The organism is Rhodococcus sp. P4_E4 (genome assembly GCF_056401575.1).
In genome coordinates this window covers 34,822-57,895 of the sequence record NZ_JBFUJB010000028.1, presented here as the reverse complement: position 1 = coordinate 57,895, position 23,074 = coordinate 34,822, and the positions used below count along the sequence as shown (strand labels likewise).

The 23,074-nt window shown below is 63.5% G+C and carries 19 protein-coding genes and 1 pseudogene; 8 read left to right on the top strand and 12 right to left on the bottom strand.

Going from position 1 to position 23,074, the window contains the following annotated elements:
• The first annotated feature begins 187 nt into the window (after positions 1-187).
• Both AC1DVN_RS27680 and AC1DVN_RS27675 read left to right on the top strand, forming a co-directional pair.
• A complete protein-coding gene (locus AC1DVN_RS27680; RefSeq protein ID WP_408989033.1) occupies positions 188-1,414 on the top strand; it encodes a CaiB/BaiF CoA transferase family protein in 1,227 nt (408 codons plus the stop codon).
• Positions 1,411-2,835 (top strand): annotated as a pseudogene (locus AC1DVN_RS27675) (carboxyl transferase domain-containing protein); the annotation flags it as partial. The gene AC1DVN_RS27680 and the pseudogene AC1DVN_RS27675, both read left to right, overlap by 4 nt.
• Positions 2,836-2,886: 51 nt before the next feature.
• Here AC1DVN_RS27675 and AC1DVN_RS27670 read toward each other — a convergent pair.
• The 3 genes from AC1DVN_RS27670 to AC1DVN_RS27660 form a co-directional block, all read right to left on the bottom strand.
• Positions 2,887-4,320, bottom strand: coding sequence for a uracil-xanthine permease family protein (locus AC1DVN_RS27670; RefSeq protein ID WP_020971407.1), 1,434 nt, complete (start codon positions 4,318-4,320; stop codon positions 2,887-2,889).
• Positions 4,321-4,468: 148 nt separating this feature from the next.
• Entirely contained in the window at positions 4,469-6,112 is a 1,644-nt protein-coding gene (locus AC1DVN_RS27665) for a PucR family transcriptional regulator (RefSeq protein ID WP_151532028.1), read from the bottom strand.
• A 102-nt stretch (positions 6,113-6,214) separates the two neighbouring features.
• The gene (locus AC1DVN_RS27660) at positions 6,215-7,330 is read right to left on the bottom strand and encodes an XdhC family protein (protein WP_042926172.1); all 1,116 of its coding nucleotides are present in this window, start codon (positions 7,328-7,330) and stop codon (positions 6,215-6,217) included.
• 282 nt (positions 7,331-7,612) lie between these two features.
• Here AC1DVN_RS27660 and AC1DVN_RS27655 point away from each other — a divergent pair, with 282 nt between their 5' ends.
• Genes AC1DVN_RS27655 through AC1DVN_RS27645 form a run of 3 tightly spaced genes read left to right on the top strand, consistent with a single transcriptional unit; the run spans position 7,613 to position 10,159 of the window.
• Complete coding sequence (locus AC1DVN_RS27655) at positions 7,613-8,800, top strand: CaiB/BaiF CoA transferase family protein (protein ID WP_020971408.1); 1,188 nt, start codon at positions 7,613-7,615, stop codon at positions 8,798-8,800.
• A 43-nt stretch (positions 8,801-8,843) separates the two neighbouring features.
• Positions 8,844-9,503, top strand: a complete 660-nt coding sequence (locus AC1DVN_RS27650; protein WP_070797533.1) for a TetR/AcrR family transcriptional regulator — start codon at positions 8,844-8,846, stop codon at positions 9,501-9,503.
• Positions 9,500-10,159: an enoyl-CoA hydratase-related protein gene (locus AC1DVN_RS27645; RefSeq protein WP_020909755.1), complete on the top strand. Its 660-nt coding sequence runs from the start codon at positions 9,500-9,502 to the stop codon at positions 10,157-10,159. The genes AC1DVN_RS27650 and AC1DVN_RS27645 overlap by 4 nt, the downstream gene beginning before the upstream one ends.
• On the opposite strand, the gene AC1DVN_RS27640 is transcribed toward AC1DVN_RS27645, so the two are convergent.
• Entirely contained in the window at positions 10,127-10,672 is a 546-nt protein-coding gene (locus AC1DVN_RS27640) for an ATP-binding protein (protein WP_477847745.1), read from the bottom strand. The genes AC1DVN_RS27645 and AC1DVN_RS27640 overlap by 33 nt on opposite strands.
• Positions 10,673-10,769: 97 nt before the next feature.
• Here AC1DVN_RS27640 and AC1DVN_RS27635 point away from each other — a divergent pair, with 97 nt between their 5' ends.
• Positions 10,770-11,501, top strand: coding sequence for an oxygen-binding di-iron domain-containing protein (locus tag AC1DVN_RS27635; RefSeq protein ID WP_020909757.1), 732 nt, complete (start codon positions 10,770-10,772; stop codon positions 11,499-11,501).
• Here AC1DVN_RS27635 and AC1DVN_RS27630 read toward each other — a convergent pair.
• Positions 11,493-12,884, bottom strand: coding sequence for an amidase (locus AC1DVN_RS27630; RefSeq protein ID WP_472795769.1), 1,392 nt, complete (start codon positions 12,882-12,884; stop codon positions 11,493-11,495). The genes AC1DVN_RS27635 and AC1DVN_RS27630 overlap by 9 nt on opposite strands.
• Positions 12,885-13,034: 150 nt before the next feature.
• Complete coding sequence (locus tag AC1DVN_RS27625; protein ID WP_007735219.1) at positions 13,035-13,346, bottom strand: ArsR/SmtB family transcription factor; 312 nt, start codon at positions 13,344-13,346, stop codon at positions 13,035-13,037.
• A gap of 91 nt (positions 13,347-13,437) precedes the next feature.
• Between AC1DVN_RS27625 and AC1DVN_RS27620 the strand changes: the two genes are divergently transcribed.
• Positions 13,438-14,496: an SDR family oxidoreductase gene (locus AC1DVN_RS27620; protein WP_472795770.1), complete on the top strand. Its 1,059-nt coding sequence runs from the start codon at positions 13,438-13,440 to the stop codon at positions 14,494-14,496.
• A 142-nt stretch (positions 14,497-14,638) separates the two neighbouring features.
• Complete coding sequence (locus tag AC1DVN_RS27615; RefSeq protein ID WP_020909759.1) at positions 14,639-15,937, top strand: T3SS (YopN, CesT) and YbjN peptide-binding chaperone 1; 1,299 nt, start codon at positions 14,639-14,641, stop codon at positions 15,935-15,937.
• A gap of 22 nt (positions 15,938-15,959) precedes the next feature.
• Here AC1DVN_RS27615 and AC1DVN_RS27610 read toward each other — a convergent pair whose 3' ends face one another.
• The 6 genes from AC1DVN_RS27610 to AC1DVN_RS27585 form a co-directional block, all read right to left on the bottom strand.
• Positions 15,960-18,149 carry a transglycosylase domain-containing protein gene (locus AC1DVN_RS27610; RefSeq protein WP_041815441.1) on the bottom strand — a complete coding sequence of 730 codons (2,190 nt, stop codon included), beginning with the start codon at positions 18,147-18,149 and terminating at the stop codon, positions 15,960-15,962.
• A 112-nt stretch (positions 18,150-18,261) separates the two neighbouring features.
• Positions 18,262-18,471 (bottom strand): hypothetical protein, encoded by a 210-nt coding sequence (locus tag AC1DVN_RS27605; RefSeq protein WP_230817733.1) that lies wholly within the window; start codon positions 18,469-18,471, stop codon positions 18,262-18,264.
• A gap of 25 nt (positions 18,472-18,496) precedes the next feature.
• Complete coding sequence (locus tag AC1DVN_RS27600; RefSeq protein ID WP_019746113.1) at positions 18,497-19,333, bottom strand: carbohydrate ABC transporter permease; 837 nt, start codon at positions 19,331-19,333, stop codon at positions 18,497-18,499.
• Positions 19,330-20,505 carry a carbohydrate ABC transporter permease gene (locus tag AC1DVN_RS27595; protein WP_078377577.1) on the bottom strand — a complete coding sequence of 392 codons (1,176 nt, stop codon included), beginning with the start codon at positions 20,503-20,505 and terminating at the stop codon, positions 19,330-19,332. Before AC1DVN_RS27595 ends, AC1DVN_RS27600 begins: the two co-directional genes overlap by 4 nt.
• Positions 20,506-20,525: 20 nt before the next feature.
• Positions 20,526-21,815: an ABC transporter substrate-binding protein gene (locus AC1DVN_RS27590; protein WP_003946022.1), complete on the bottom strand. Its 1,290-nt coding sequence runs from the start codon at positions 21,813-21,815 to the stop codon at positions 20,526-20,528.
• A gap of 170 nt (positions 21,816-21,985) precedes the next feature.
• A complete protein-coding gene (locus AC1DVN_RS27585) occupies positions 21,986-23,059 on the bottom strand; it encodes an ABC transporter ATP-binding protein (protein ID WP_477847737.1) in 1,074 nt (357 codons plus the stop codon).
• Positions 23,060-23,074 lie beyond the last annotated feature (15 nt).

Genomic DNA, 23,074 nt, shown 5'->3' with positions numbered 1-23,074 from the left:
CCGTCATCGGCAAGGTTACCCATGTGCCGTTGACCGGTGCGCGCTTACGGTTCGAAAGACGGGCCGCACATACCTCCTTCAGTGGCCCTGGCCGATTTCTCGGTCCAGCGGACCGGAGTCGACCGAACTACGGAGGCCTCAACCACCAACTGGCTCAGCCAATTACACCAGAACACGGCGGTGCGACATGAACTCGACTTCGAAGCCTCACAACACAAGTGCTCGTAGTGGTCCGCTACACGACGTGATTGTCGTCGACCTCACGCGCGCACTCGCGGGTCCTCACGCGGCAATGATGCTCGGCGATCTGGGTGCCGACGTGATCAAGGTCGAATCACCTCACGGTGGCGACGACACCCGTGGGTGGGGGCCGCCTTTTGTGGAGCCACCGCTGGAACCACCGAACACGCAACGGGAATCGACGTATTTCCTGTCCACGAACCGGAACAAGAAGTCGATCACGCTCGACCTCAAATCCGACAGCGGGCGCGCAACCCTCGAAGATCTTGTCTGCCGCGCCGACGTTCTCATGGAGAACTTCCGCACCGGAGTTCTCGATCGACTCGGATTCTCCACCGAGCGGCTGGCCGAACTCAATCCTCGACTGATCGTCCTGTCCATCAGCGGTTTCGGCCACGACGGCCCGGAAGGTGGTCGCGCCGGTTACGACCAGATCGCCCAGGGGGAAGCCGGACTCATGTCGCTGACCGGCTCGAGCCCGGACGACGTTCAACGAGTCGGAGTTCCGATCGCCGATCTTCTCGCCGGAATGTACGGGGCGTTCGGTGTCGTCGCGGCTTTGAAGGAACGCGAACAGACGGGGAGAGGCCGTGTCGTTCGAACGTCGCTCTTGGCCAGCGTGGTCGGTGTTCACGCGTTTCAAGGAACGAAGTGGACCGTCGCCGGCGAGGTAGGCACAGCGCAAGGCAACCACCATCCCTCCATCGCACCGTACGGACTCTTTCGTACCGGCGATGGCGCAGTACAGATCTCGGTCGGCAGCGAAAGCCTGTGGAGAAGATTCTGCGAAGGATTCGACCTCGACCCTGACGCCCCCGGTATGGCAACAAACGCCGAACGCGTCGAAAATCATTTCCAGGTCGTCGAATTGATCGAACGTACCTTCAAACCGTATTCGCGTGACGAGCTTCTGACCGAACTCGACCGCATCGGAATACCGGCAGGACGGGTTCGGACGATCTCCGAAGTGTACGAATGGGAACAGACCCGATCACAGGGATTGCTCGTCGACGTCGACCACAGCACGCTCGGAAACATCACTCTGCCCGGGCCGCCGCTGCGATTCTTCGATCCGGACGGAACCGAAGTGACGGAGACCCGGCACACCGCACCGCCGGTACTCGGTGAAGACACTGACGAAGTCATGTCGTGGCTACAAGGATTCACCCGATGAACCGCCTGACGGCTCGCGACTTGCTCGACCTGGTGATCGATGCCGGCACCTGGAAGTCGTGGGATACCCCTCCGATCCCCGTCGCGACCGACTCCGATTACGCCGAAGCACTTCTGCGGGCGCAGGAGAAGACCGGGCTCGACGAGTCCGTCCTGACCGGAAGCGCCTCCGTCCGAGGCCGCCGTGTGGCAATCATCGTCTGCGAGTTCGGTTTTCTCGGCGGATCGATCGGCGTGGCGGCGGGCGAACGCCTCGTCGTCGCCATCCGTCGAGCGACGCAAGAGCAGCTGCCCCTTCTTGCGCTTCCCACCTCCGGAGGAACGCGTATGCAGGAGGGGACAACGGCATTTCTGCAGATGGTCAAGATCACCGCGGCGCTCATCAAGCACAAAGAAGCGCACCTGCCCTACATCGTCTACCTCCGAAATCCCACCACCGGAGGCGTATTCGCGTCCTGGGGGTCACTCGGTCACGTGACGATCGCGGAGCCAGGAGCCCTCGTGGGATTCCTCGGCCCCCGGGTGTTCGAGGCCTTGTACAACTCACCTTTCCCCGTCGGTGTCCAGACAGCGGAGAACCTTCACGAGCACGGACTCATCGATGCGGTGAGGCCGCCAGACCAGCTCGCCGAAATCGTCGACCGCGCATTGCGCATCATCACCTCGAGACGTCGTGGGTACTCGTTGCCGAGTGACCCGTGCTCGTACGATTGCCCACCCGATACGTCGGCGTGGGAATCCGTCGTCGCATCCCGACGCGAAGACCGACCGGGGATCCGGGAAGTGTTGCTCAATTCCGCCTCGGACATGCTCCCGCTCAACGGAACCGGCCAAGGCGAGAACGATCCCGGCATCATGCTCGCGCTCGTTCGCTTCGGCGACATGCCCTGCGTCCTTCTCGGACAGGACCGACGCGGACAGACTGCTCACTCCCCACTCGGCCCCGGCGCTCTGCGGGAAGCTCGGCGAGGGATGCGGCTTGCCGCAGAGCTCGACCTGCCGTTGGTGACGATCATCGACACGGCAGGCGCGGCACTGTCGAAGGAAGCCGAAGAAGGTGGATTGGCCGGCGAGATCGCTCGGTGCATAGCCGACATGATTTCACTCGAGGTCCCGACCATTTCCCTCCTGCTCGGGCAGGGCACCGGCGGCGGCGCCCTGGCACTGATTCCGGCCGATCGAGTGCTGGCGGCCCGCCACGGTTGGCTCTCGCCCTTACCTCCCGAGGGGGCGAGCGCGATCATGTTCCACGACATCACGCACGCTCCGGAGATGGCGGCCGGTCAAGGGATACGGTCCTTCGATCTGCTCACGGGCGGCATCGTCGATCGGGTCATCCCCGAATTTCCCGATGCCGCGGACGAATCCGCCGCCTTCTGCACTCGCGTCGGAGCGGTACTGCACTACGAACTGAGCGTGCTTCCTCCAAGGAGGATGTCCGGCCTTCGACAATCGAGCACACTCAGCCAAGTGTCACGTGAGCTGCGGGGCGGGTTCTTCCCGTTCGCCGCCGGGAGCCTTCGAATCCGGCTTGTTCGGTTCCGGATTCTTCGCATTCAGCTCCGGGTTCTTCGAACCGATGAACTGGCACAGGTGGTACATCCCGATCACGACGATGGTGCCGAGCGCGATCCCGCTGAGCGAGAACGTGTCACTGAACTTCAGAGCCGTGTCGCCGATACCGATGATCAGACCGGCCGCGATCGGCATGAGGTTGAGCGGATTCCCGAAGTCGACGCCGTTCTCCTTCCAGATCTTGGCGCCGAGCAGACCGATCATGCCGTAGAGCACCACGGTGATTCCGCCGAGAACACCGCCGGGCGTCGCCGAGATGACGGCACCGAACTTGGGGGAGAAGCCGAGCATCATCGCGACGATGCCCGCGACCGCGTAGGCGGCGGTGGAGTACACACGGGTCGCTGCCATGACACCGATGTTCTCGGCGTACGTCGTGGTGGGCGAACCGCCGACGCTGCTGGCGATGGCGGTGGCGAAACCGTCACCGGCGAGCGCGCGTCCCATGTACGGGTCGAGATCGTCGCCGGTCATCTCTGCGACTGCCTTGACGTGGCCGGCATTCTCCGCGATCAACGCGATGACACCGGGAAGGACCAGGATGATGAACGTCAGGCTGAACGACGGAGCGTGGATGCCGACGATTCCGTTGGCCTCGTCCGAGAACGGGGGCAGGCCGAACCACGACGCCGACTGCACCGAATCCCAGTTGACGCGGAAGTGCTCGGTGATCTGACCGGTGCCTGCGTCGTACGAGGTGATCGTGCCCGAGACCCGGTCGAGGATCCAGGAGAGGACGTAGCCGAAGATCAGCGCGAGGAAGATGGCGATGCGCGCCATGAAGCCTCGTAGCGCGATACTCATGACGATCAGGGCCACCATGACGATCAGAGCCACCCACTGGTCCTGCGGCCAGTACAGCCCCGCGACGACGGGTGCCAGGTTGAATCCGATCAGCATCACCACTGCGCCGGTCACCACCGGGGGAAGAACCTTGAATACGACCCGGCCACCGAGGAAGTGGATCGCGATACCGATGGCTGCCAGGACCAGTCCGGACACCAGGATCGCGCCGGTCACCTCTGCGGACGTTCCGCCTTGGGCACGAATGGCGGCGATACCGCCGACGAAGGCCGCCGACGTACCGAGGTAGCTGGGAATGCGTCCCTTGACCACCAGCAGGAAGAAGAGCGTACAAAAGCCCGACATCATCACGGCAAGTTGAGGATTGAGCCCCATGATGATCGGGAAGACGAACGTCGCGCCGAACATCGACACCACGTGCTGGCTGCCCAGCCCGATGGTTCTTCCCCAGCTGAGCCGCTCGCCGGGAGCGACCACTTCACCCGGTCTGATGTTCTTTCCATCTCCGTGCAACGTCCAAATCGGCATGATGGGACCTTTCGTGCAGAGGAAGGTGTCCGAACGCTGAGTGTGCTCCAGCTCACAAAACACCGTGACTGGAGTGAAACGCTATTACAGCGAGGGGGTATCGACGTGATGACAATCTGCCAGAACCCACGGACCCGGATTGGCAATATTAGTGATTGATGCCGCGCATCGCGGTTATCTTCAGTGCTAGAGACAGATCCAGCCGGAGCTCGGGTTGCGCGGTGAAGGGTCCAAGCATTTTCTCCAGCTTAACGACCCTGTAACGCAGTGTGTTGTAATGGAAGTGGAGCTTGCGCGCTGTCTCGGCGATGTTGATGTTGGTCGCGAGCAAGACTTCCAATGTCTTGCGCATGTCCTGCGCTTCGGCAGTTTCCTCCGTCAGTTCCCGCAATGTCTCCCGGGCGAACGTCTCCAGCTCGTTTTCGTCCTCGACCAGACTGAGCAGTCTGTACACACCGAGATCGTCGAACTGAGTCACCGTCCACGGACCGGAGATCCGGCGTCCGACGGTCAGTGCGGTGCGCGCCTGACTGTAGAGCGCGGGGACGGCGTCGATCGCCGCTGTCGGCCGGGACACCCCGACACTGAACGGCCTTCTCCCGCCGCCACCTTCACCGCGAACGACCGTGACGAGGTCCCGCACCAATGCCATCGTGTCGGTGCCGACGCCCATGACGATCACCGTCTCGCCCGTCAGCGCGGTCACCGCCGCACCGGGATCGCGGTGGGCGATCGCCCCGGAGAACGCCATCGCCTGGCGATCGACGACGGGCAGCCGAGCGGGCGCCGCAGAGGCCGGTTCGTCGATCGGGTCCGGCTCGATCGAGACGATCACCAGCGGGCGATCGAAGTCCCAACCGAACGTCTTGGCGTGGGAGACAACGTGATCGTGGTCCCCGGCCCGGCCGAGGAGCAGGTCGTGAACGAAGTTGGCGCGATGGCGTTCTTCCACCGACGCCACGGCCTGCTCACGGGTGATGACCAACGCGCACACCGACGCCGCTCGCTCGACCAGGTACTGGTCGTAACTCGTCATCACGCGCTCACCGGTGAACAACGCGAGACGCCCGTGGTCGATGTGATTGGCGGAAATCGCGGACACCGCGATGAATTGACCGTCGAACTCGTGCAGACCCAACCCGCCCTCGACGGTGTCGGTCCGCAGACGACCGGTGGAATCGACGGCGGGACAGGCAGACAGATGCTTGCGCTCCGCGGCATCCCCGGCGCGGCAGATCTCGCGTCCGTCCGAGGTGGTGATCAGGGCGGCGCCCTTCATCTCCCGTGCGATGACCTCGGTCAATTGCGGGAGGCCGCCGCCGCCCATCACGACGTCGACCAGCAGCCGTCGCAAGCGCTCGGCCCCGAACATGGCGTCGATCTGGGCCGACTCCGTCTGCTCACGGTCTCTCGCCGCAGGGTGATCGCACGCACCGTGAAAAACCAGGAGCGGGAAGCCTGCGTTTTCGGCCGCGTCGACCAGTTCCGGCGCGAGAGTGTCCCCGTCTGCTCCGAATTGGACGGCGAGCGCTGCAACTCCGCGCGTCGACAACCGTCCGACAAATGCTTTGAAGGTTTCGGTGACCCGGGCGAGGGTTTCCGGCGTGGTGATCAGCAACTGTCCGTGTCGCAGCCACGGACCGATGTCCGGAACCGCCATGAATCCCACCCGGGCTACCGTCGGGTCTTCGGAGCCGCCGGCGACCTTTCGAACACCAGGAAGGAGCGGGGTTCGAAGAAGTTCGGAGAGAACAGCATTCACCTCGGATGCCGGTACGGCCGGGTTTGCCACTTGGCAGGCACCTCGATTTCATTCGGATCACGGAAGATGGTTCACGAAAGAAACGATCCTATCCCCACCGAACACAAGATGTCCGAATTCAGCGCAGTCGACTCAGGCCGTTCGATGCAGGGCGGTCGGATTCTCCTGAGGTGGCGGGTGGATCGGCCCCTGCAGATCCCGCAGTTCCAAACCGGATGCATTGCGCAGGGTCTTGGTCATCTCGGCGAGGATCGACACTGCAGTCTCCTCCGGCGTCCTGGCGCCGAGGTCCAACCCGATCGGTGAGTGCAGACGCCCCAACTCGACGTCGGTGACGCCTCGCTCCTTCAACAGCGCCACCCGACGCTCATGCGTCGCACGACTTCCCATCGCGCCGACGTATGCAGCCGGCGAACGCAGCGCGATCTCGAGCAAGGGGATGTCGAACTTCTCGTCGTGCGTGAGCACGGCCAGGACGGTTTTGTTGTCGATCGGTGCGGTTTCGAGGAACTTGTGTGGCCACATGACGACCAGATCGTGGGCGTCGGGGAAGCGCGCCCGTGTCGCGAAGACCGGCCGTGCGTCCACGACGGTCACTCGGTAACCCGCAAAGGCGCCCAACGTACACATCGAGGCGGCGAAGTCGATGGCTCCGAAGACGTACATCCTCGGTAGCGGCGCGAAGATCTCGACCAGCAAGTCGTGCTGCGAATCGATGAGAGTTCCCGCCGGCGCGACAAAGGCTACGGACTCACCGGTGTCCATCGTGCGCAACAGGATGGAGACCTCGTCCTCCGTGGCATCCAGATCCCCGCTGCGTCGGCCGTGCTCGACGACGAGGTGCCGCGCCGGCGCTCCCGGACGCACTTCGGTGACCACGACGACGGGCGTATCGGCCTCGATTCGTTCACAGACCTGACCGAACTCGGCGAAATCGGCTCCGACGGCCTGGACAAACACTTCGATGGTTCCGCCGCAGGTCAGCCCTACTCCGATGGCGTCGTCGTCGGAGACGCTGAAGACCTCGACGCGACTGGTGCCGTCGGCGAGAACCTCCTGGGCGATCTCGTACAGTGCACTCTCGATACACCCGCCCGAGACGCTGCCGACTACCTCCCCGGAGCGTGAGACGGCCATCGAAGCACCGGGCATGCGCGGTGAGGATCGCCAGGTACGGACAACCGTCGCCAGTGCAAAATCCTCGCCGCGGGCGTGCCACTGCGCCAGCTGAGTGGAAATGTCGCGCATCGCCTCGCCTCCCGCTTGCATCGCCGTCCGTAGAGAGTTCACGGTATCGGCCCACCGCAATCCTGCCTGTCACACAATGCGCCTAAATCCGGGCCCTGCAGTTGTGCAATGTCGCCGTCGCATCACCGTGCGCTCTCGACCAGTGTTGTCACCGAGCCCAGCCGAAAGCAGGCCTGACCTTCATTCTTCCCCTCTCCGACGATCACTGCAGCGGTAATTCACGCAGATGGTGCGACGGATCGAGTGGGCGACGTTGCACACCACAGAACCGAGGTTTCTCCCATGGACCAATTGCTCAGCGGTATCAAAGTTCTCGACCTCACCCGCGCTCTCGCGGGCCCTCTGTGCACGTCGCTGCTCTCGGACTTCGGCGCCGACGTGGTCAAGGTCGAAACCCGTGGCTCCGGCGACAGTTCGCGTCAGTGGCCGCCGTTCGACGGCGATCGAAGCCTCTACTTCGCTTCCGTGAACCGCGGCAAGAGGTCGATCGCCATCGACATGCGCAGTGACCGCGGGCGGAAACTGCTTCGCAGCCTGGCCCTCGACGCGGATGTGCTGGTCGAGAACTTCCGTCCGGGAGTGCTGGCCGACATGGGGCTCGATCCCGATTCGCTAGAGCAGGAGAATCCGGGTCTCGTCGTGATGAGCATCAGTGGTTTCGGCCCGGTGGGCCCTGACCAGTTCGCGCCCGGACTCGATCAGGTGGCCCAGGGCATGTCCGGGTTGATGTCGGTCACCGGCGCCGGGGAACAGACCCCGATGCGGGTCGGTATCCCCATCATCGACACGGTCTCGGGCATCTACGCGGCGCTGGGTATCACGGCGGCGTTGGCTTCGCGCGGACGCGACGGTCGTGGGCACCGCGTGCAGACCTCGTTGCTGGAATCCGCGATCTCGATCATGACCTTCCAGGCGCAGGACTACCTGAGCACCGGGCGGGTGTCGACGCCGAACGGCAATACGCACCCGACGATCACGCCGTACGGCGCTTTCGACACTGCCGACTTCCCGATCAACATTGCCACCGGCTCGGACAAGCACTGGATCGCGCTGTGCTCGGTGATCGGCGACCCCGATCTCGCCTTCCGTGCCGAATATGCCACGGGTAAAGAACGTTTGGCGCACCGAGACCAACTGACCAAAGAACTCGAGGACCTACTGACCACGAAGGGCGCCGCACAGTGGATCGCCGAGATCCGCGGTGCCGGAATCCCCTGCGGCCCGATTCATTCGATCGATCAGGTGTTCTCCGACCCGCAGGTCGAGGCATTGCAGATGGTCGAGCAGACCCAGAGCGCCGACGGAACATCGATTCCCGTTGTCCGCGGACCGTTCTGGGTGGACGGCAAGACCCTTCCCGTCAGGAATGCGCCACCCATGACTCTCGGCGGTGACGCCGACGGCGTACTCACCGACTTCGGCCTGCGCCCGGAGGAGATCGAGGATCTTCGCGCAAATTCGGTGATCTGACCGCACACTAGTAACAGAGCAGACGCTCTGTTACTGTGCGTTCATGCCTCGGCCACGCGTCCACGATCTCGACACGCTGCTCGACGCTGCCGAAAAACTTGCCGCCACTGCCGGACCGAGCGCTGTCACGGTCAGGGCGGTCTCCGACGCCACCGGTGTATCCAACGGGGCGATCTATCACGCATTCGGCTCTCGCAGTGGACTGGTCGGTAGCGCGTGGCTGCGTGCCGCGCAACGATTTCTCGCGCTTCAGCAATCGAGAGTGGACGACGCTCTCGCGGACCCCGCGCCGACCTCCGCGGTTTCCGCCGTCGTCGCAGCCGCCGAAGTTCCGGCCGTCTTCGCGCTCGACTACCCACAATCCGCGTTGCTGCTGCTGACGATTCAGCGCGACGAACTGCTCGGCACCGACGTCCCTGCCGACATCGCCGAGAAACTCACACAACTCGACCGGTCTCTGGTCGAGTTGTTCATCCGGTTGTCGACCGCGCTCTGGGGCCGCAAGGACGGCCGAGCCGTCGAAGCAATCGAAGCCTGTGTTGTCGGCCTGCCTACCGGGCTGCTCATTCATCCCGCCAAACGCGCCGACGGTTGGCGAGTCCCCGACGCCGCAGCACGCGCGCGGTTGGATGCCGCCGTTCGAGCGGTTCTGCATCTCGACCCACCACTGCCCAAGCCCCGCAACAGGAAAGGCCAATCATGACCGCAACTCTGCGCTTCGAAGACAAGATCGCCGTTCTCGATCTCGGCGAGGACGAGAATCGATTCTCGCCGGATTGGCTCGATTCCGTCGACCAGCTACTCGACCAGGCTCTGAGCGAAGGCGCACACGCCCTGGTCACCACGGCGACGGGCAAGTTCTACTCCAACGGACTCGACCTCGACTGGCTGGGCGCGAACGGCGACAAGGCGAAGTGGTATGTGCAGCAAGTCCAGTCGCTGTTCGCCCGGATGCTGACGTTCCCCATGCCCACCGTCGCGGCGATCAACGGCCACGCCTTCGGAGCGGGCGCCATGCTCGGCATCGCGCACGATTACCGCGTCATGCGCGATGATCGCGGCTACTACTGCTTCCCGGAGGTGGACATCAACATCCCCTTCACCGAAGGAATGGCAGCTCTCATCCAGGCCAAGCTCAGCCCGGCGTCGGCAATCGTCGCCATGACCACGGGGCGGCGATACGGCGGAAGTGACGCATTCGCAGCCGGTTTGGTGGACTTCACCGCATCCGTCGATGCTTTGACCGCGAAGGCCATCGAAATGGTTGCGCCGATCGGCCCGAAGAATGCGGGCACACTTGGGGCAATCAAATCGACGATGTTCGCTTCAGTGGTCACCGCTCTGAACACCGACGGCTAAGAGCGCTGGACTGCGTTCTCGCAGAGCCGCTTCCAGATCATCGGCAACACTTTCGGGATCGCGGCCTTCTGTGCTCAGAACCACGTCGACCCCACTGAGCGTCGGCATCGAACCGGCCAGCAGTTGTGACGCTTCCACCAGAGCGTCCAACCCGGCCCAGCCGGCCGGTTCACGTTCGACGATTCTGGTGCGCAACGTATCCGGATCGGCCTCGAGGCGCGCCAGCAGGTGCCCCTCGGCGCCGGTCGCAGCCAGCAAGGCATGCCCGTAGTCGTCGTCTTCGACGGTCGCCGTGAGGAACAGGAGTTCGTACCCCGCTTCCCGGTACGACGCGCACAACATCCCGACGTGTGCGATTGCCCGCTCGGTTCCCAGCGGCGGGTAGCACCGCTCGAGTTCGTCCACCTCGATCATCGCGTTGCTCACCCCGGCCTCGCCGAGTCGATCGTGAAGCGCGGTCAGCACGGAACTCTTCCCCGCGCCCGGCGGGCCTGTCAGCAGTAGTACGAACACGTCCTCCACTATTCCAGAGCCTTGTGCAGGCGCGGGGCGGCGAGAAGGCTGGAGAAGACAGATTGACGTGCACAACAGCCCTGATCGGAGCACAGCGATGACCACCACGATCACCGAAATCGCGCCGGACATCTACCGACTGTCGACCTTCGTGGACGAAGCGAACCTCACGATGAACCAGTTTCTCGTCGACGGCGAGGAACCCTTGCTCTTCCACACCGGGCAGCGAGCGTTGTTCACCTCAGCTTCCGACGCACTCTCCACGCTGATCGACATCGACCGTCTGAAATGGATCACGTTCGGTCACGTCGAGGCCGACGAGTGCGGGTCCATGAACTCCTGGCTTGCGGCGGCCCCCGAAGCACAAGTGGCGCACGGCGCGATGGGGTGCTTCGTTCAGGTCAACGATCTGGCCGATCGGGCGCCACTTCCCTTGCAGGACGGCGACGTACTCGAAACCGGCAGGCGCCGAGTCCGGCACATCGACACCCCGCACGTCCCGCACGGTTGGGACGCGGGCCTGATGTTCGAGGAGACGACGTCCACGCTGTTCTGCGGAGATCTCTTCACTGCGTTCGGGCACCACCCCGCGACTACCGAGCACGAAATCGTCGGTCCCGCTTTGGAAGCCGAGGACTTGGGCCACGCCACCTGCCTCACCCCGGATCTCGAACCCACGATCCGCGCCCTGGCCGACCTCGAGCCGCGGATTCTGGCTACCATGCATGCACCGACGTACTACGGCGACTGCGTCACCACGCTTCACGACCTGGCCGACTCGTACGCAACACGTTTCGCAGCCGAAACCGAAAGATGGAAGTCAGACTAGAGCTTGCGCATTCGACGTGATTCGCGCCGCCACGGACAGCGCAACATGCTCGTGGAACGGTCGCGCCACCACCTGCACTCCGATCGGCAAACCGTCGCGGGAGAGTCCTACCGGAACCACGACCGACGGAAGGCCGAGCACACTGATCGCCCGGCAACTCGCGAGCGCGTCCATCCACGTGAGTTTGCGACCGCCCACCTCGAAGCTCTCCACACCGAGCGGCGGAGCGAGCACCGACGCAACCGGCAGAATCAGGACGTCGCCCACCTCGCCGAGGAAGTCGGTGATCAACACCGCGCGATCCGCCCACAGCGCTTCCACCTCGGCTGAACTCCGATCATGGCCTGCCGCAAGCATGGCGGTGATGTCCGCGTCGAAAGAGTGCGCTGAACCTGCGGCGAGAGAGTGGATGTCCGCGTGGGTCTCGACCGATCGCAACGCGCCGAAAAGCGCGTTGGCCCGCGGCAGAGCCAGACCGTCGTACTCACTCGCGTCCAGGCTGTTCGCCACCGAGCGAACCGCCGACAGGATTTTTTCGTCGACAGGCATGGTCCCTTCGCCGGGTGTCCAGCGGATGTCGAGGTGTTCGACGTCGACCGAGTCCGGCTCGGTCCACGCGAGATACGGCTTCGACAGGACGCGCAGCGCAAGCGTCGCATCACCGAGGTTGCGGGCCAGTGGGCCGATGGTCTGGATCGTGCCGTGCATCGTCGCCGGATTGGCGAGTACCCGTCCATCCGAAAGCACGCCGGGGTATTGCCCTTCCGGGTCGATACGGCCGAGCGTCGGGCGAACCGAAGTGAGGCCGGTGCAGTGGGCGGGCCAACGCACCGAGCCACCAAAATCCGTACCGAGTCCGAGCACGCTCATTCCGGCAGCAACCGACGCGGACTCACCGCCACTCGATCCGCCGGGGGACCGGACGACGCCGTCCGGTCGCACCGGGCTGGCCGTGGTTCCGAACAGTTCGTTGCGCGTCAGGCCGCACGCGCCGAATTCCGGCGTGTTGGTCTTGCCGATCAGGATTGCGCCGGCAGCCTTGAACGCTGCAACGGCCGGGGCGTCGACGGCCGGTATGTTGTCCGCCAGAGTGCGAGAACCGGCGGTGGTACGCACGCCGGCTGTGGCGATCAAGTCCTTGACCGTGAACGGAACCCCGGCAAGGGGACCGAGTGTCTCGCCGAGAAGGCGACGTTCATCCAGGTTGTCTGCGGCCGCACGCGCGTCCTCGGCGCACACGGTGACCAGTGCGTTGAGCTCGCCGTTGCATTCGTCGATCCGTGCGAGATGTTCTTCGACGACGGTCCGCGTCGACGCCTGACCCGACCGCACGGCTTCGGCGATGGATCGGGCATCACGGCCCACCCAGCTCTCACGACTCATCGCACGCCTCCCCTCGCCGGACTCCTCTGCCGAGCGTAAGGACAGCGAGCAACCCGAGAAACGACCACAATGCACATACCGACGGCTCCGGCGATGTGAGGTTTTGCCACAACGTCCGCGGTTCCGGAGGGATCGGTCAGGTGCTGGTACCTACAAACCCTGCCTGATGAATGCAGCAAGCTTCTCGATCTGTTGCTCGTTTCGTTTGTAATGCCGCCACTGGCCGATTCGTGTGGTGGTGACCAGATCCGCGGCCTGGAGTGCGGCCATGTACTGAGACGCAGTCGATTGCGACACCTTCGCCCTCGCTTGTATGTGCTTGAGGCACACTCCGACCTCCTCGGCAGGCTCGAGCTGAGGGGGAAAGCTCCCGGGGTCTTTCAACCACTGCAGGATTTGTACACGCATCGGGTTGGCCAGCGCCTTGAACGCCGTTTCCCACTCGGTTGTTGCGTCTTCCATGCTCGAGATCATACCGCTAGATCGCGAAATGCCGATATATATGGTTCACTCCCTATATCGCAACATCGCGATATTTCAATGGGAGGCTGAAATGGTGCATCACAATAAAGTCGCACTCGTGGTCGGAGCCCGAGGTGTGATCGGTGGGAACTTGATCGATCACCTCGGATCAACCGGCGAATGGAAGATCATCGGACTCTCGCGCAGAGGCGGCACGAACACCGACCGGGTCGAACACATCGCAGTCGACCTGCTCGATCCTTCCCGGACTGCAGCGGCACTGAGCGGACTGGACGACGTCACCCACGTCTTCTACGCCGCCTATCAAGACCGCCCGACATGGGCCGAGCTGGTCCCGCCCAACTTGGCGATGCTGGTCAACACTCTCGACGCCATCGAACCCGTTGCCGGCGGACTCGAGCACGTCAGCCTGATGCAGGGCTACAAGGTTTACGGGGCACATCTCGGACCGTTCAAAACTCCGGCCCGCGAGAGCGATCCACCGCACATGCCACCCGAGTTCAACGTCGACCAACAGCAGTTCCTCGAACGCAGGCAGCTCGGCAAGTCGTGGACGTGGTCGGCGATCAGACCCTCGGTCGTCTCCGGATTCGCGTTGGGCAACCCGATGAACCTCGCGATGGTCATCGCCGTCTACGCGACCATCTCGAAGAAACTGGGTGTCCCACTCCGATTCCCCGGCAAGCCCGGCGCGTACACCAGCTTGATCGAGATGACCGACGCCGGACTCCTGGCCGAAGCAACGGTCTGGGCCGCGACCAATCCCGAGTGCGCAAATCAGGCGTTCAACATCAACAACGGCGACCTGTTTCGCTGGCAGGAAATGTGGCCGAAGATCGCAGCCTTCTTCGACATGGACGTCGCACCTCCGCTCCCGATGTCCCTCGATGTCGCAATGGCGGACAAGGAGTCGGTGTGGGATGAACTCGTCGAGGAACACCAACTTGCTCGGACCCCGTATTCCGATGTCTCGTCCTGGGGGTTCGGTGACTTCGTATTCGGATGGGACTACGACTTTTTCGCTGACGGATCGAAAGCTCGGCGGTTCGGATTTCACCGCCACGTCGACACCGAAGCGATGTTCCTCGACATCTTCGCCAATCTGCAGGCTCGGAAGATAATCCCCTGACTACGAACATCGTCACTTCGGATCCTACGAACACTGTCACTGTCGGACCCCGGGACTACCGTCGTAGGCGGGGTTTGAAAAGCAGGGGTTTCGGCGAGTCGTCGGTAGGGCCCCATGCGCCCCCCGGACCAGAGGAGCGACGATGTCGGACAATACTTTCGATCTGGAAATCCTGAGTGCCTGGACTACTTTCGAGACTCATCTCGCTCGCTACATCTCCGTGATGGAGGACGACGACACCCTCGTGGTGGAGTCGCATTACGACAGCATGGACGAACTGGCGGACGCACCCGCGTGCATCCAGTTCTTCGCGTGGAATCAGACCTCCGTGCGCTGTGAAGTCCCTTCCAACAGGTTTCTGCATCCACTGCGGATGCTCGAACCGGAAGACCATTCAGCGCTGCTCGACATGGGGTTCAGCGCTCCCGATCTGTGCGAGCACGAGCCCGAGGGCAACGGATCCATGTCCTTCTACATCGACGTCGACCGCACTCGTCCCGAGGAACTGGTGACAAAGGTGCTCCGCGTCTTCCGCGAGATGTGGAGCATTGCGCACCCGTCGTTCCTGCGTGCCAGCACCAGTGGACGCGAGTCGACGCCGGCGTTCGCCACGACGCCGTCGCACGCTCCCTCGGGTTCGGGTGACATGCTGCGGATCCTGGTCGACGGGGCCGTCGAACGCCTTCTCGGCCATCCACCCAAGCGTGACGACGACGGCGACATCCCGCTGGTCCGCGGTGAGCAGGTCACCTATGTTCGTGTCCTCGAGGACGACGAGTACGTGGAGGTGTTCTCGCGGGTCGTGCATTCGGTGGAGAACGTCGATAACGCTGCTGTTGTTCTCGCCCAGCTCAATCGGCAGTGGCCGACCATCAAACTCATTCTCGTCGAGCAGAGTGTGCTGGGCGTGGTCCGCGTAGACGGCGCACCCTTCGTCGCCGAGCACCTCCTGCGGGCTCTGCGCTCGTTCGCCGAATTGGCCGAAGCATCCGACGAACTCGCCGAAGAACTGGGCGGGCAACCCATTCGCGCTACCGGAGACACCGCCTTCAACGACGGGATGGCCTCCGAGCACGAAGATCCCGGTGCCGAATACGAATCACACGAGTGCCACGAATTTCCTCCGGCACTCATGGCGCTCCTCGAACTCGACGCCGACGGAACGGGCGAGCTCAGCGCCGAAGAGGTTGCCGTGATCTGTGAGCACGACCGCGACACCATTCTCGACTACCTGAGGATCAGCCAGGAGCAGGAGACGGCGTGGCACGAGGCGTTGACCGAGTCCATCCGGCGCAAGGACGATGACACCGACCTGTGTGCGGGCGAAAAGCGCGCGTGGACGCACGCGATCCGCAACCTCAGGCGCGGACTGCGCGTCGTCGTGCTTCCCGCCAAGGATGCAGCGCCGACCCAGCTCGGCCTCTTCGACGATCAGGCCTGAGAGCCGGAAATCGAGCGCTGTGTCAGCCCGGTAGCGGGATGACGATGCCAGGCAAGATCTCGATCTGACGCGGCAACTGGGGAAGCTGCGGCACTTCGATCGGCGGCAGGCCGGGCACCTCGATGGGTGCTGGGGGAGCGGCCGCGCCCGTCGTGGGCGTGCCCGTCCCGTCACCCGAGGTCACACCGGAGTTGGCGGGAACGCCGGCCTGCCCGCCGATGGGATCGGGCCACGGGAAGCTCTCCCAGTCGGAGCCCTTCAACGCGCCGTCCATCGTGCTCTTCCAAATGTCCGCAGGCACTCCGGAGCCGTAGATCAAACCACCGTAGGAGTTGGTGATGGCCTGCGCGTCGGAAGTCCCGATCCACACCGCGGTGGACAGCGACGGCGTGTAACCGACCATCCACGCATCCTTGTTCTGCCCCGTGTCACCCAACTGCGCGGTGCCGGTCTTGGCAGCAGACGGGCGTCCACCGGCGAGCGCGTGACCGTTCGAGTACGACGCGATCGGCAGCATTGCCTGCGTGATGTTGTCGGCAACGGCAGCATCGAGACGACGCTCACCGGGAGAGACCGGGCGATCGAGCAGGACTTCACCTTCGGCCGTCACGACCTTCTGGATGAAGTGCGGCTGCTGGTACACACCGGAGTTGGCGAGCGTCGCGTACGCGGATGCCATGTCGATAACACGAGACTGATACTGGCCGAGCACGATTCCGTTCTCCGGCGGGCCACCCTCCTGTGTGAGCGTCGGGTAGTCGAGTCCGGGAATCTGTTCGGGGATGCCGGCCAGATGGGCGGCGTCGGCGATCTTCTGGGCACCGTTCTCCATCGAGAGCATCAACCGGTAGAAGCTGGTGTTCAGCGAACGCTTGAGTGCCTCGGCGATGGTGCATCGACCACAGGATTCGCCGCCGACGTTTCCGATGGTCACACCGTTGATCGTGAGCGGTGAACTGTCGAACCGTGCGGACAGCGGAATGTCTTCCATCAATGCTGCGACCAGGCCGAAGACCTTGAACGCTGAACCGGTCTGCAGCGGCGCCTGGGCGTAGTCGAATCCCGCTCCGTCGTCACCGCCGTAATAGGCGTCGACGCCACCGGTCTTGGGGTCGATGGACACTACTGCGGTCCGCAGGTCTTCCGGTTCACCGTCGAGATTCCGCTTGACGGCGCCCAGCGCAGCTTCCTGCGCAACCGGGTCGATGGTTGTCGTGATTTGCAGACCAGCGGTGTTCAGCGTCTGGTCGCTGATACCGGCCTCGGCCAGTTCCTTGAGTACCTGAGTCTTGATGTGGCCTTCGGGTCCGGGCGCCTGGTTCAGATCGGTCGGCCGATTGGCGGGGGCGACAGCCGGGAACTGCATCGCGTCGCGATCCGTCTTGGTCAGGCTGCCCAGTTCCACCATGCCGTTGAGAACGTAGTCCCAGCGCGCTTGCAGCGCGGACAGATTGGTCTCGGGGTCCAGGAACGACGGGCTCTGGATGACGGAAGCGAGAACTGCGCCTTCCTCGACGCTCAGCTCACTGACCGGCTTGTCGAAGTACGCGTTCGACGCGGCGGCGATGCCGTAGGCACCGCGACCGAAGTAGATGGTGTTGAGATACGCGGCAAGAATGTCGTCCTTGGACCATTCGCGCGCCATCTTGGCGGAGATGACAAGCTCACGCAGCTTCCTGTCGATACTGCGCTTGTCACCGACCAAGACGTTCTTCACGTATTGCTGAGTGATCGTCGAGCCACCGCCGGCGCTTTCCTTGCCCATCACGTTGTCTCGGGCAGCGCGAGCAAATCCGGAGATCGAGAAGCCGGGGTTGGTGTAGAAGTTGCGATCCTCCGCCGAGAGCACCGAATCGCGGACGTGAATCGGGATGGCCGACAACGCGACCTCGGTGCGGTTTCCCTCCGCCGGCACCACCTTGCCGAGCACGGTCGTGCCGTCGGCCATGTAGATGGTGGACACCTGATTGGTCTGCATGTCCGAGGGGCGCGGGACATCGGTCCGGCTGTACGCGACAGCAAAAACCGACGCAGGCACGATGATCATCAGGAGCACGAGAACGTAGATGGTCCGCCGGACGTACCGCCACTTGGAGCGCTGCTTCTTCTCCGGCTTGGCCGACTTGCTCGACCGTGGGGAATTAGCCGACTTGCCCGATCGAGCCGACGACTGATCGCCACCCGTCGCACTCGATCTGTTCGATGGACTCACTCAACACTCCCGGTCGTGGATCCGGACTTACCGGCACCATTCCACCAGGGTGATATCTCGATCAGATAACTCCCGGCAACTGCGATACCGAAATGTCACCCTACCGGGCTGGCTACTCGCGACGTTCTGCTCGGACCGCGTTCCGATATCCGCGGAACGCCAGCCCGAGAGCGACGACGCAACCGAGCAGCACCAAAGACGGCATCACGCCGGGGTCGCCCTTGACGATCGCGACCACAGCGCCGATCAACGCCATGAGGGTGAAGACCGAGATGAAGCCGGCGATCAGCTCCATGCGCTGGGCGCGCGAAGCCCGCCTCATCGATACCGCGCGCCCGAAGCCCGCATCACGACTTGACGCCGCCTGCGGTCAGACCGGCGATGATGCGTCGCTGGAAGATGAGAACCATGATGACCAGCGGGATCATCACAAGGGTTCCGCCGGCCATGATCGAGGTGTACGGCGTGACGAATGGGTCGGTTCCGGAGAATTTGGCCATCGCCACCGTGACGGGCGCGGTTTTGTCACTAGAGAGTTGCAGCGAGAGCAGGTACTCGTTGACCGTTGCGATGAAAGCCAAAATCGCGGTGGTGAACAGGGCCGGCGCGGCGAGCGGCAGCATGATCAGACGGAAGGCCTGGCCACGGGTGGCGCCGTCGATACGCGCCGCTTCTTCGAGCTCCCACGGAAGTTCGGAGAAGAACGACGTCAGCGTGTAGACCGTCAGCGGCAGCACGAACGAGATGTTCGGGATGATCAGCGCTTTGTAGCTGCCGATCCAGCCGATGTCGGTGAACAACTGGAACAGCGGGGTCACGAGGGCGACGACCGGAAACATGGACGCGCCGAGGATGATTCCGGTGACGAAGTATTTGCCACGAAAATCGAATCGCGAGAGCGCGTACGCCGTGAACACGCCGATGACCAAGGCGATCAGCGTGGTCGCACCCGCGATGATGAGGCTGTTCATCAGTGCCCGGGTGAAGTTCACCTTCGCGTCGGGATCGAGCGCCGCGGTGAAGTTCGACAGCGTGAGATTGGTGGGCCACAGCGACGTCGAGAACGTGTCAGCCGGGTCGCGCAACGCCGTCACGATCATCCAGTAGCAGGGAGCGAGTCCCCACACGATGATCAGTACGACGCCGATGTAGGTGCCGATCTTGCCGCGTAGTGCCTTGTTCATACCGGCTCCCCCTTCCGCTGCTTTTCCTGCGTGCTGACCGCATTGGCTCCGAGGAATCGGACCAGGATGAAGGCCACAGCGAAGATGATGAGGAACGTGATGGTGGACAGGGCCGACGCCGAATTGGCGCCGACGCGCATCTGATCGACCACCAGAACCGAGATGGTGGAGGTGGCGGGATTGGATCCCATCATGATCGCGGGCAGGTCGTACATGCGCAGCGCGTCCATCGTGCGGAAGAGCACCGCCACCATGAGTGCGGGCTTGACCAGCGGAAGCGTGATCATGCGGAACCGCTGCCACGCCGTCGCACCGTCGACCTTGGCGGCCTCGTAGACGTCGGCGGGAATCATCTGCAGACCCGCGAGAATCAGCAACGCCATGAACGGCGCGGTCTTCCAGACGTCGGCGACGACGATCGCGAATCGTGCCGGCCAGGGATCCGCCGTCCACAGGATGTTGGTGCCGAGGATCTTGTTGGCAATGCCGTCGTTGGCGAAGATGAAGAACCAGAGCTTCGCGGTGACGGCGGTGGGGATGGCCCAGGGAATCAGCACGGAAGCGCGGAGCAAACCGCGGCCGCGGAACGTCTTGGCCATGATCAGCGCCATCGACAGACCGATCACCGTCTCGAGCAGAACGGTGACGACGGTGAAGCCGAACGTATTTCCGATCGACTGCCAGAACTGCGATCCGAGCGTGCCGGGCGGGCATGGAATCGAGCCGTTGGCGGTGTTGCAGGACTCGGTGATCCAGTTTTTGTAGTTCTCGAACCACGTGAACTGACCGGTGACGAACATGCCGGTCTCGGGGTCGAGCTTCTTGCCGTCGCTGTGCATCGACATCCAGATCGCTCGTCCGAGCGGATACAGAATGATGACGGCGAGAACGATCAGCGACGGTGCGACGAACGCCCACACCGGAACTCGTCGACGCTTCTTCGGCTTGTCGGCCGACGCAGGCGGGGGCGAGGTCGGTGGGGGTGGAGTAGCTGCAAGGTCAGGCAGAACCTTGGTCAGGGATGTCCCTGCTGCCTCGGATGCCGACGGCTCTTCTAGCGGTTCCGGTGCACGGTGTCTCCCACCAACGCCCGAACGGTCGGGACCGGTTGAACCGGCCCCGACCGTGGGGTTGGTAGGCACAGCCGCGGAAGGATCCTGCGGTTCTGCCATTGCTTATTGCTCCTGGTAGATCAGTTACCGGCGGTTTCGATGCCGGCCTTGGTGTCCGCCAAAGCCTGCTCGACGGTCTTCTCGCCGCGAATAGCAGCGTAGGTGTTGTCGGAGATCGACTTCGACACCTGCGTGTAGTACGGCGTGACGGGGCGCGGCTGAGCGGTAGCGAGTGCTTCCTTCAGGGTCGCGAAGTACGGGAACTGGGCGAGCACTGCCGGGTCGTCGTAGACAGCCGAGAGGACGGGTGCGCCGCCGACCTCGGTGAAGTACGTCTGCGACTTCTTGGTCTGCATGAACTCGAGGAAGTCACGAGCCGTTGCCGGCGCGTCGGAGTACGCGCTGATGCCGACGTTGTAGCCGCCGACGGTCGAAGCGCCCGGTCCGTCGACACCCGGAAGAACGGTGTAGCCGTACTTGCCGGCAACCGAGGTCTTCTCACCGTCGACCGAGAAGCCGGACCACGTGCGCATGAAGAGTGCCTTGCCGTCACCGAACGCGGTCTGCGACTCGCCCTCGGAGTAGGTCAGTGCTTCCTGCGGGATGGTGTTGTCGGCGAAGTTGTCGACGATCGACTGAACGCCTGCCTTCGTCTTGTCGTCGATGGCCGGGGTGAGTCCGTCCGGGCCGACCCACGGGCCGTCGAAAGCGTTGGTGATCTCGGTGGTGTTGACCGTCAGGCCCTCGTAGTTCTTGAACTGACCGATGTAGCAGGAGATGCCGGCTTCGACAGCCTTCGGGCAGTTTTCCTTGAGCTCGGCCCACGTGGTGGGAGCCTTCTCGACGAGGTCCTTGCGGTAGTACAGGAACGCGGCGTTGGTGTTCTTCGGCGCTGCGTAGAGCTTGCCGTTGTAGGTGCCCGAAGCGACGGTCGACGGCAGGAGGCCGGACTCGTCGATCGCGAGGTCACCCTCGAGCGGCAGCAGCCAGCCGTTTGCGGCGAACTGAGCGGTGTTGACGACGTCGACGCCGATGAGGTCGTACTCGTCGCTCTTGGCCTGCATGCGCTGGGTGATGTCGTCGACCTGCGCGTTGGCTTCCTTGGCCAGCGGCTTGAGCGTGACCTTCTCGTCCGGATGCTCCGCATTCCAGTCGGTGATGATGTTTTCGAGCGCCTCGTTCAGGGCATCCTGCCCCTCGACGATCGTGATGGGTCCGCGGCCTTCGCTCGAGGACGATCCCCCGGATGCGGCCGTGGTGCTGGTTCCGCTGTCCTTGTCCGAATCGGACGAGCAGCCTGCCAGTACCAGCATGGACGCTGCCGTGGCTGCAATTGCAGCGCGGCGCATCGCCTTCGAGTTCAGAACCATGGATTCGCTCCCCGTATGTGTATGACAAGTAGACGGTCACCGAGAGCCGGCTCACGGCATGCGCCATGGGTGCCGGCTCCCGGCATCGGCCCCTACTGTGGCACGAGACACCCCTACTTGTGGGTATTACGCCGAACCTGAATCGGTCATGTGTCGTTTGACAGGTCCACCTAACCCAGGCGACGCCCGTCGGTGGTGGCAAAAATGTGCACCTTCTCAGGGTCGACGCGCAGGTTGACTCGCTCGCCCTTCTGCGGCGGGTTGCGCCAGTCACCACGCGAAACGATCTGCTGCAACCGTCCGCCGATCGTGGTGCGTCCGTAGACGTAGGCGTCGGAACCGAGTTCCTCGACGACGTCGACCTCCATCGGCAGGCCTTCGGCGGCGATCTCGAGGTGCTCGGGGCGAATACCCAGAACAACCTCGGTTTCGACGACACCGTTCATCGTCTCGCGCGGAACCGGAACGATCCCGTCACCGAATGCGACGCCGCCGTCGACGACGGGGAGGGTGAACAGGTTCATCGCGGGTGAACCCATGAAGCCGGCGACGAAGACGTTCTTCGGCTTGTTGTAGAGCTCGCGCGGCGAGGCGCACTGCTGCAGGATTCCCTTTTCGAGGACTGCGACGCGGTCACCCATCGTCATGGCCTCGACCTGGTCGTGGGTCACGTAGACCATCGTCGTCGCGAGGCGTCGTTGCAGCTGAGCGATCTGCGTGCGTGTCTGAACACGGAGTTTCGCGTCGAGGTTCGAGAGGGGCTCGTCCATGAGGAAGACCTGCGGCTGGCGGACGATGGCGCGGCCCATCGCCACTCGCTGACGCTGACCACCGGACAGCGCCTTGGGCTTGCGGTCGAGGTACGGCTCGAGATCGAGCATCTTCGCGACCTCTTCGACGCGGGCGCGGATCTCCGTCTTGTTGGTTCCGGCGAGCTTGAGCGCAAAACCCATGTTCTCGGCCACCGACATGTGCGGGTACAGCGCGTAGTTCTGGAAGACCATCGCGATGTCGCGCTCTTTCGGTTCCTGACCGGTGACGTCGCGGTCGCCGATGAGGATGCGCCCGCTGTGGACGTCTTCGAGCCCGGCGAGCATGCGCAGGGTGGTCGACTTTCCGCAGCCGGATGGTCCGACGAGGACGAGGAACTCGCCGTCCTCGATCGCGAGGTCGAGCTTGTCCACTGCCGGGGTGTTCGATCCGGGGAACAGGCAGGTGGTGCTCTCGAAAGTCACTGAAGCCATGACGGGGTTGATCCC

Coding starts and splice junctions, on each gene's coding strand:
- AC1DVN_RS27680 (WP_408989033.1), top strand. CDS start 188: ATGAACTCGACTTCGAAGCCTCACAACACAAGTGCTCGTAGTGGTCCG.
- AC1DVN_RS27670 (WP_020971407.1), bottom strand. CDS start 4,320: ATGCCGATTTGGACGTTGCACGGAGATGGAAAGAACATCAGACCGGGT.
- AC1DVN_RS27660 (WP_042926172.1), bottom strand. CDS start 7,330: ATGCGCGACATTTCCACTCAGCTGGCGCAGTGGCACGCCCGCGGCGAG.
- AC1DVN_RS27655 (WP_020971408.1), top strand. CDS start 7,613: ATGGACCAATTGCTCAGCGGTATCAAAGTTCTCGACCTCACCCGCGCT.
- AC1DVN_RS27650 (WP_070797533.1), top strand. CDS start 8,844: ATGCCTCGGCCACGCGTCCACGATCTCGACACGCTGCTCGACGCTGCC.
- AC1DVN_RS27645 (WP_020909755.1), top strand. CDS start 9,500: ATGACCGCAACTCTGCGCTTCGAAGACAAGATCGCCGTTCTCGATCTC.
- AC1DVN_RS27635 (WP_020909757.1), top strand. CDS start 10,770: ATGACCACCACGATCACCGAAATCGCGCCGGACATCTACCGACTGTCG.
- AC1DVN_RS27630 (WP_472795769.1), bottom strand. CDS start 12,884: ATGAGTCGTGAGAGCTGGGTGGGCCGTGATGCCCGATCCATCGCCGAA.
- AC1DVN_RS27625 (WP_007735219.1), bottom strand. CDS start 13,346: ATGGAAGACGCAACAACCGAGTGGGAAACGGCGTTCAAGGCGCTGGCC.
- AC1DVN_RS27620 (WP_472795770.1), top strand. CDS start 13,438: ATGGTGCATCACAATAAAGTCGCACTCGTGGTCGGAGCCCGAGGTGTG.
- AC1DVN_RS27615 (WP_020909759.1), top strand. CDS start 14,639: ATGTCGGACAATACTTTCGATCTGGAAATCCTGAGTGCCTGGACTACT.
- AC1DVN_RS27605 (WP_230817733.1), bottom strand. CDS start 18,471: ATGAGGCGGGCTTCGCGCGCCCAGCGCATGGAGCTGATCGCCGGCTTC.
- AC1DVN_RS27600 (WP_019746113.1), bottom strand. CDS start 19,333: ATGAACAAGGCACTACGCGGCAAGATCGGCACCTACATCGGCGTCGTA.
- AC1DVN_RS27595 (WP_078377577.1), bottom strand. CDS start 20,505: ATGGCAGAACCGCAGGATCCTTCCGCGGCTGTGCCTACCAACCCCACG.
- AC1DVN_RS27590 (WP_003946022.1), bottom strand. CDS start 21,815: ATGGTTCTGAACTCGAAGGCGATGCGCCGCGCTGCAATTGCAGCCACG.
- AC1DVN_RS27585 (WP_477847737.1), bottom strand. CDS start 23,059: ATGGCTTCAGTGACTTTCGAGAGCACCACCTGCCTGTTCCCCGGATCG.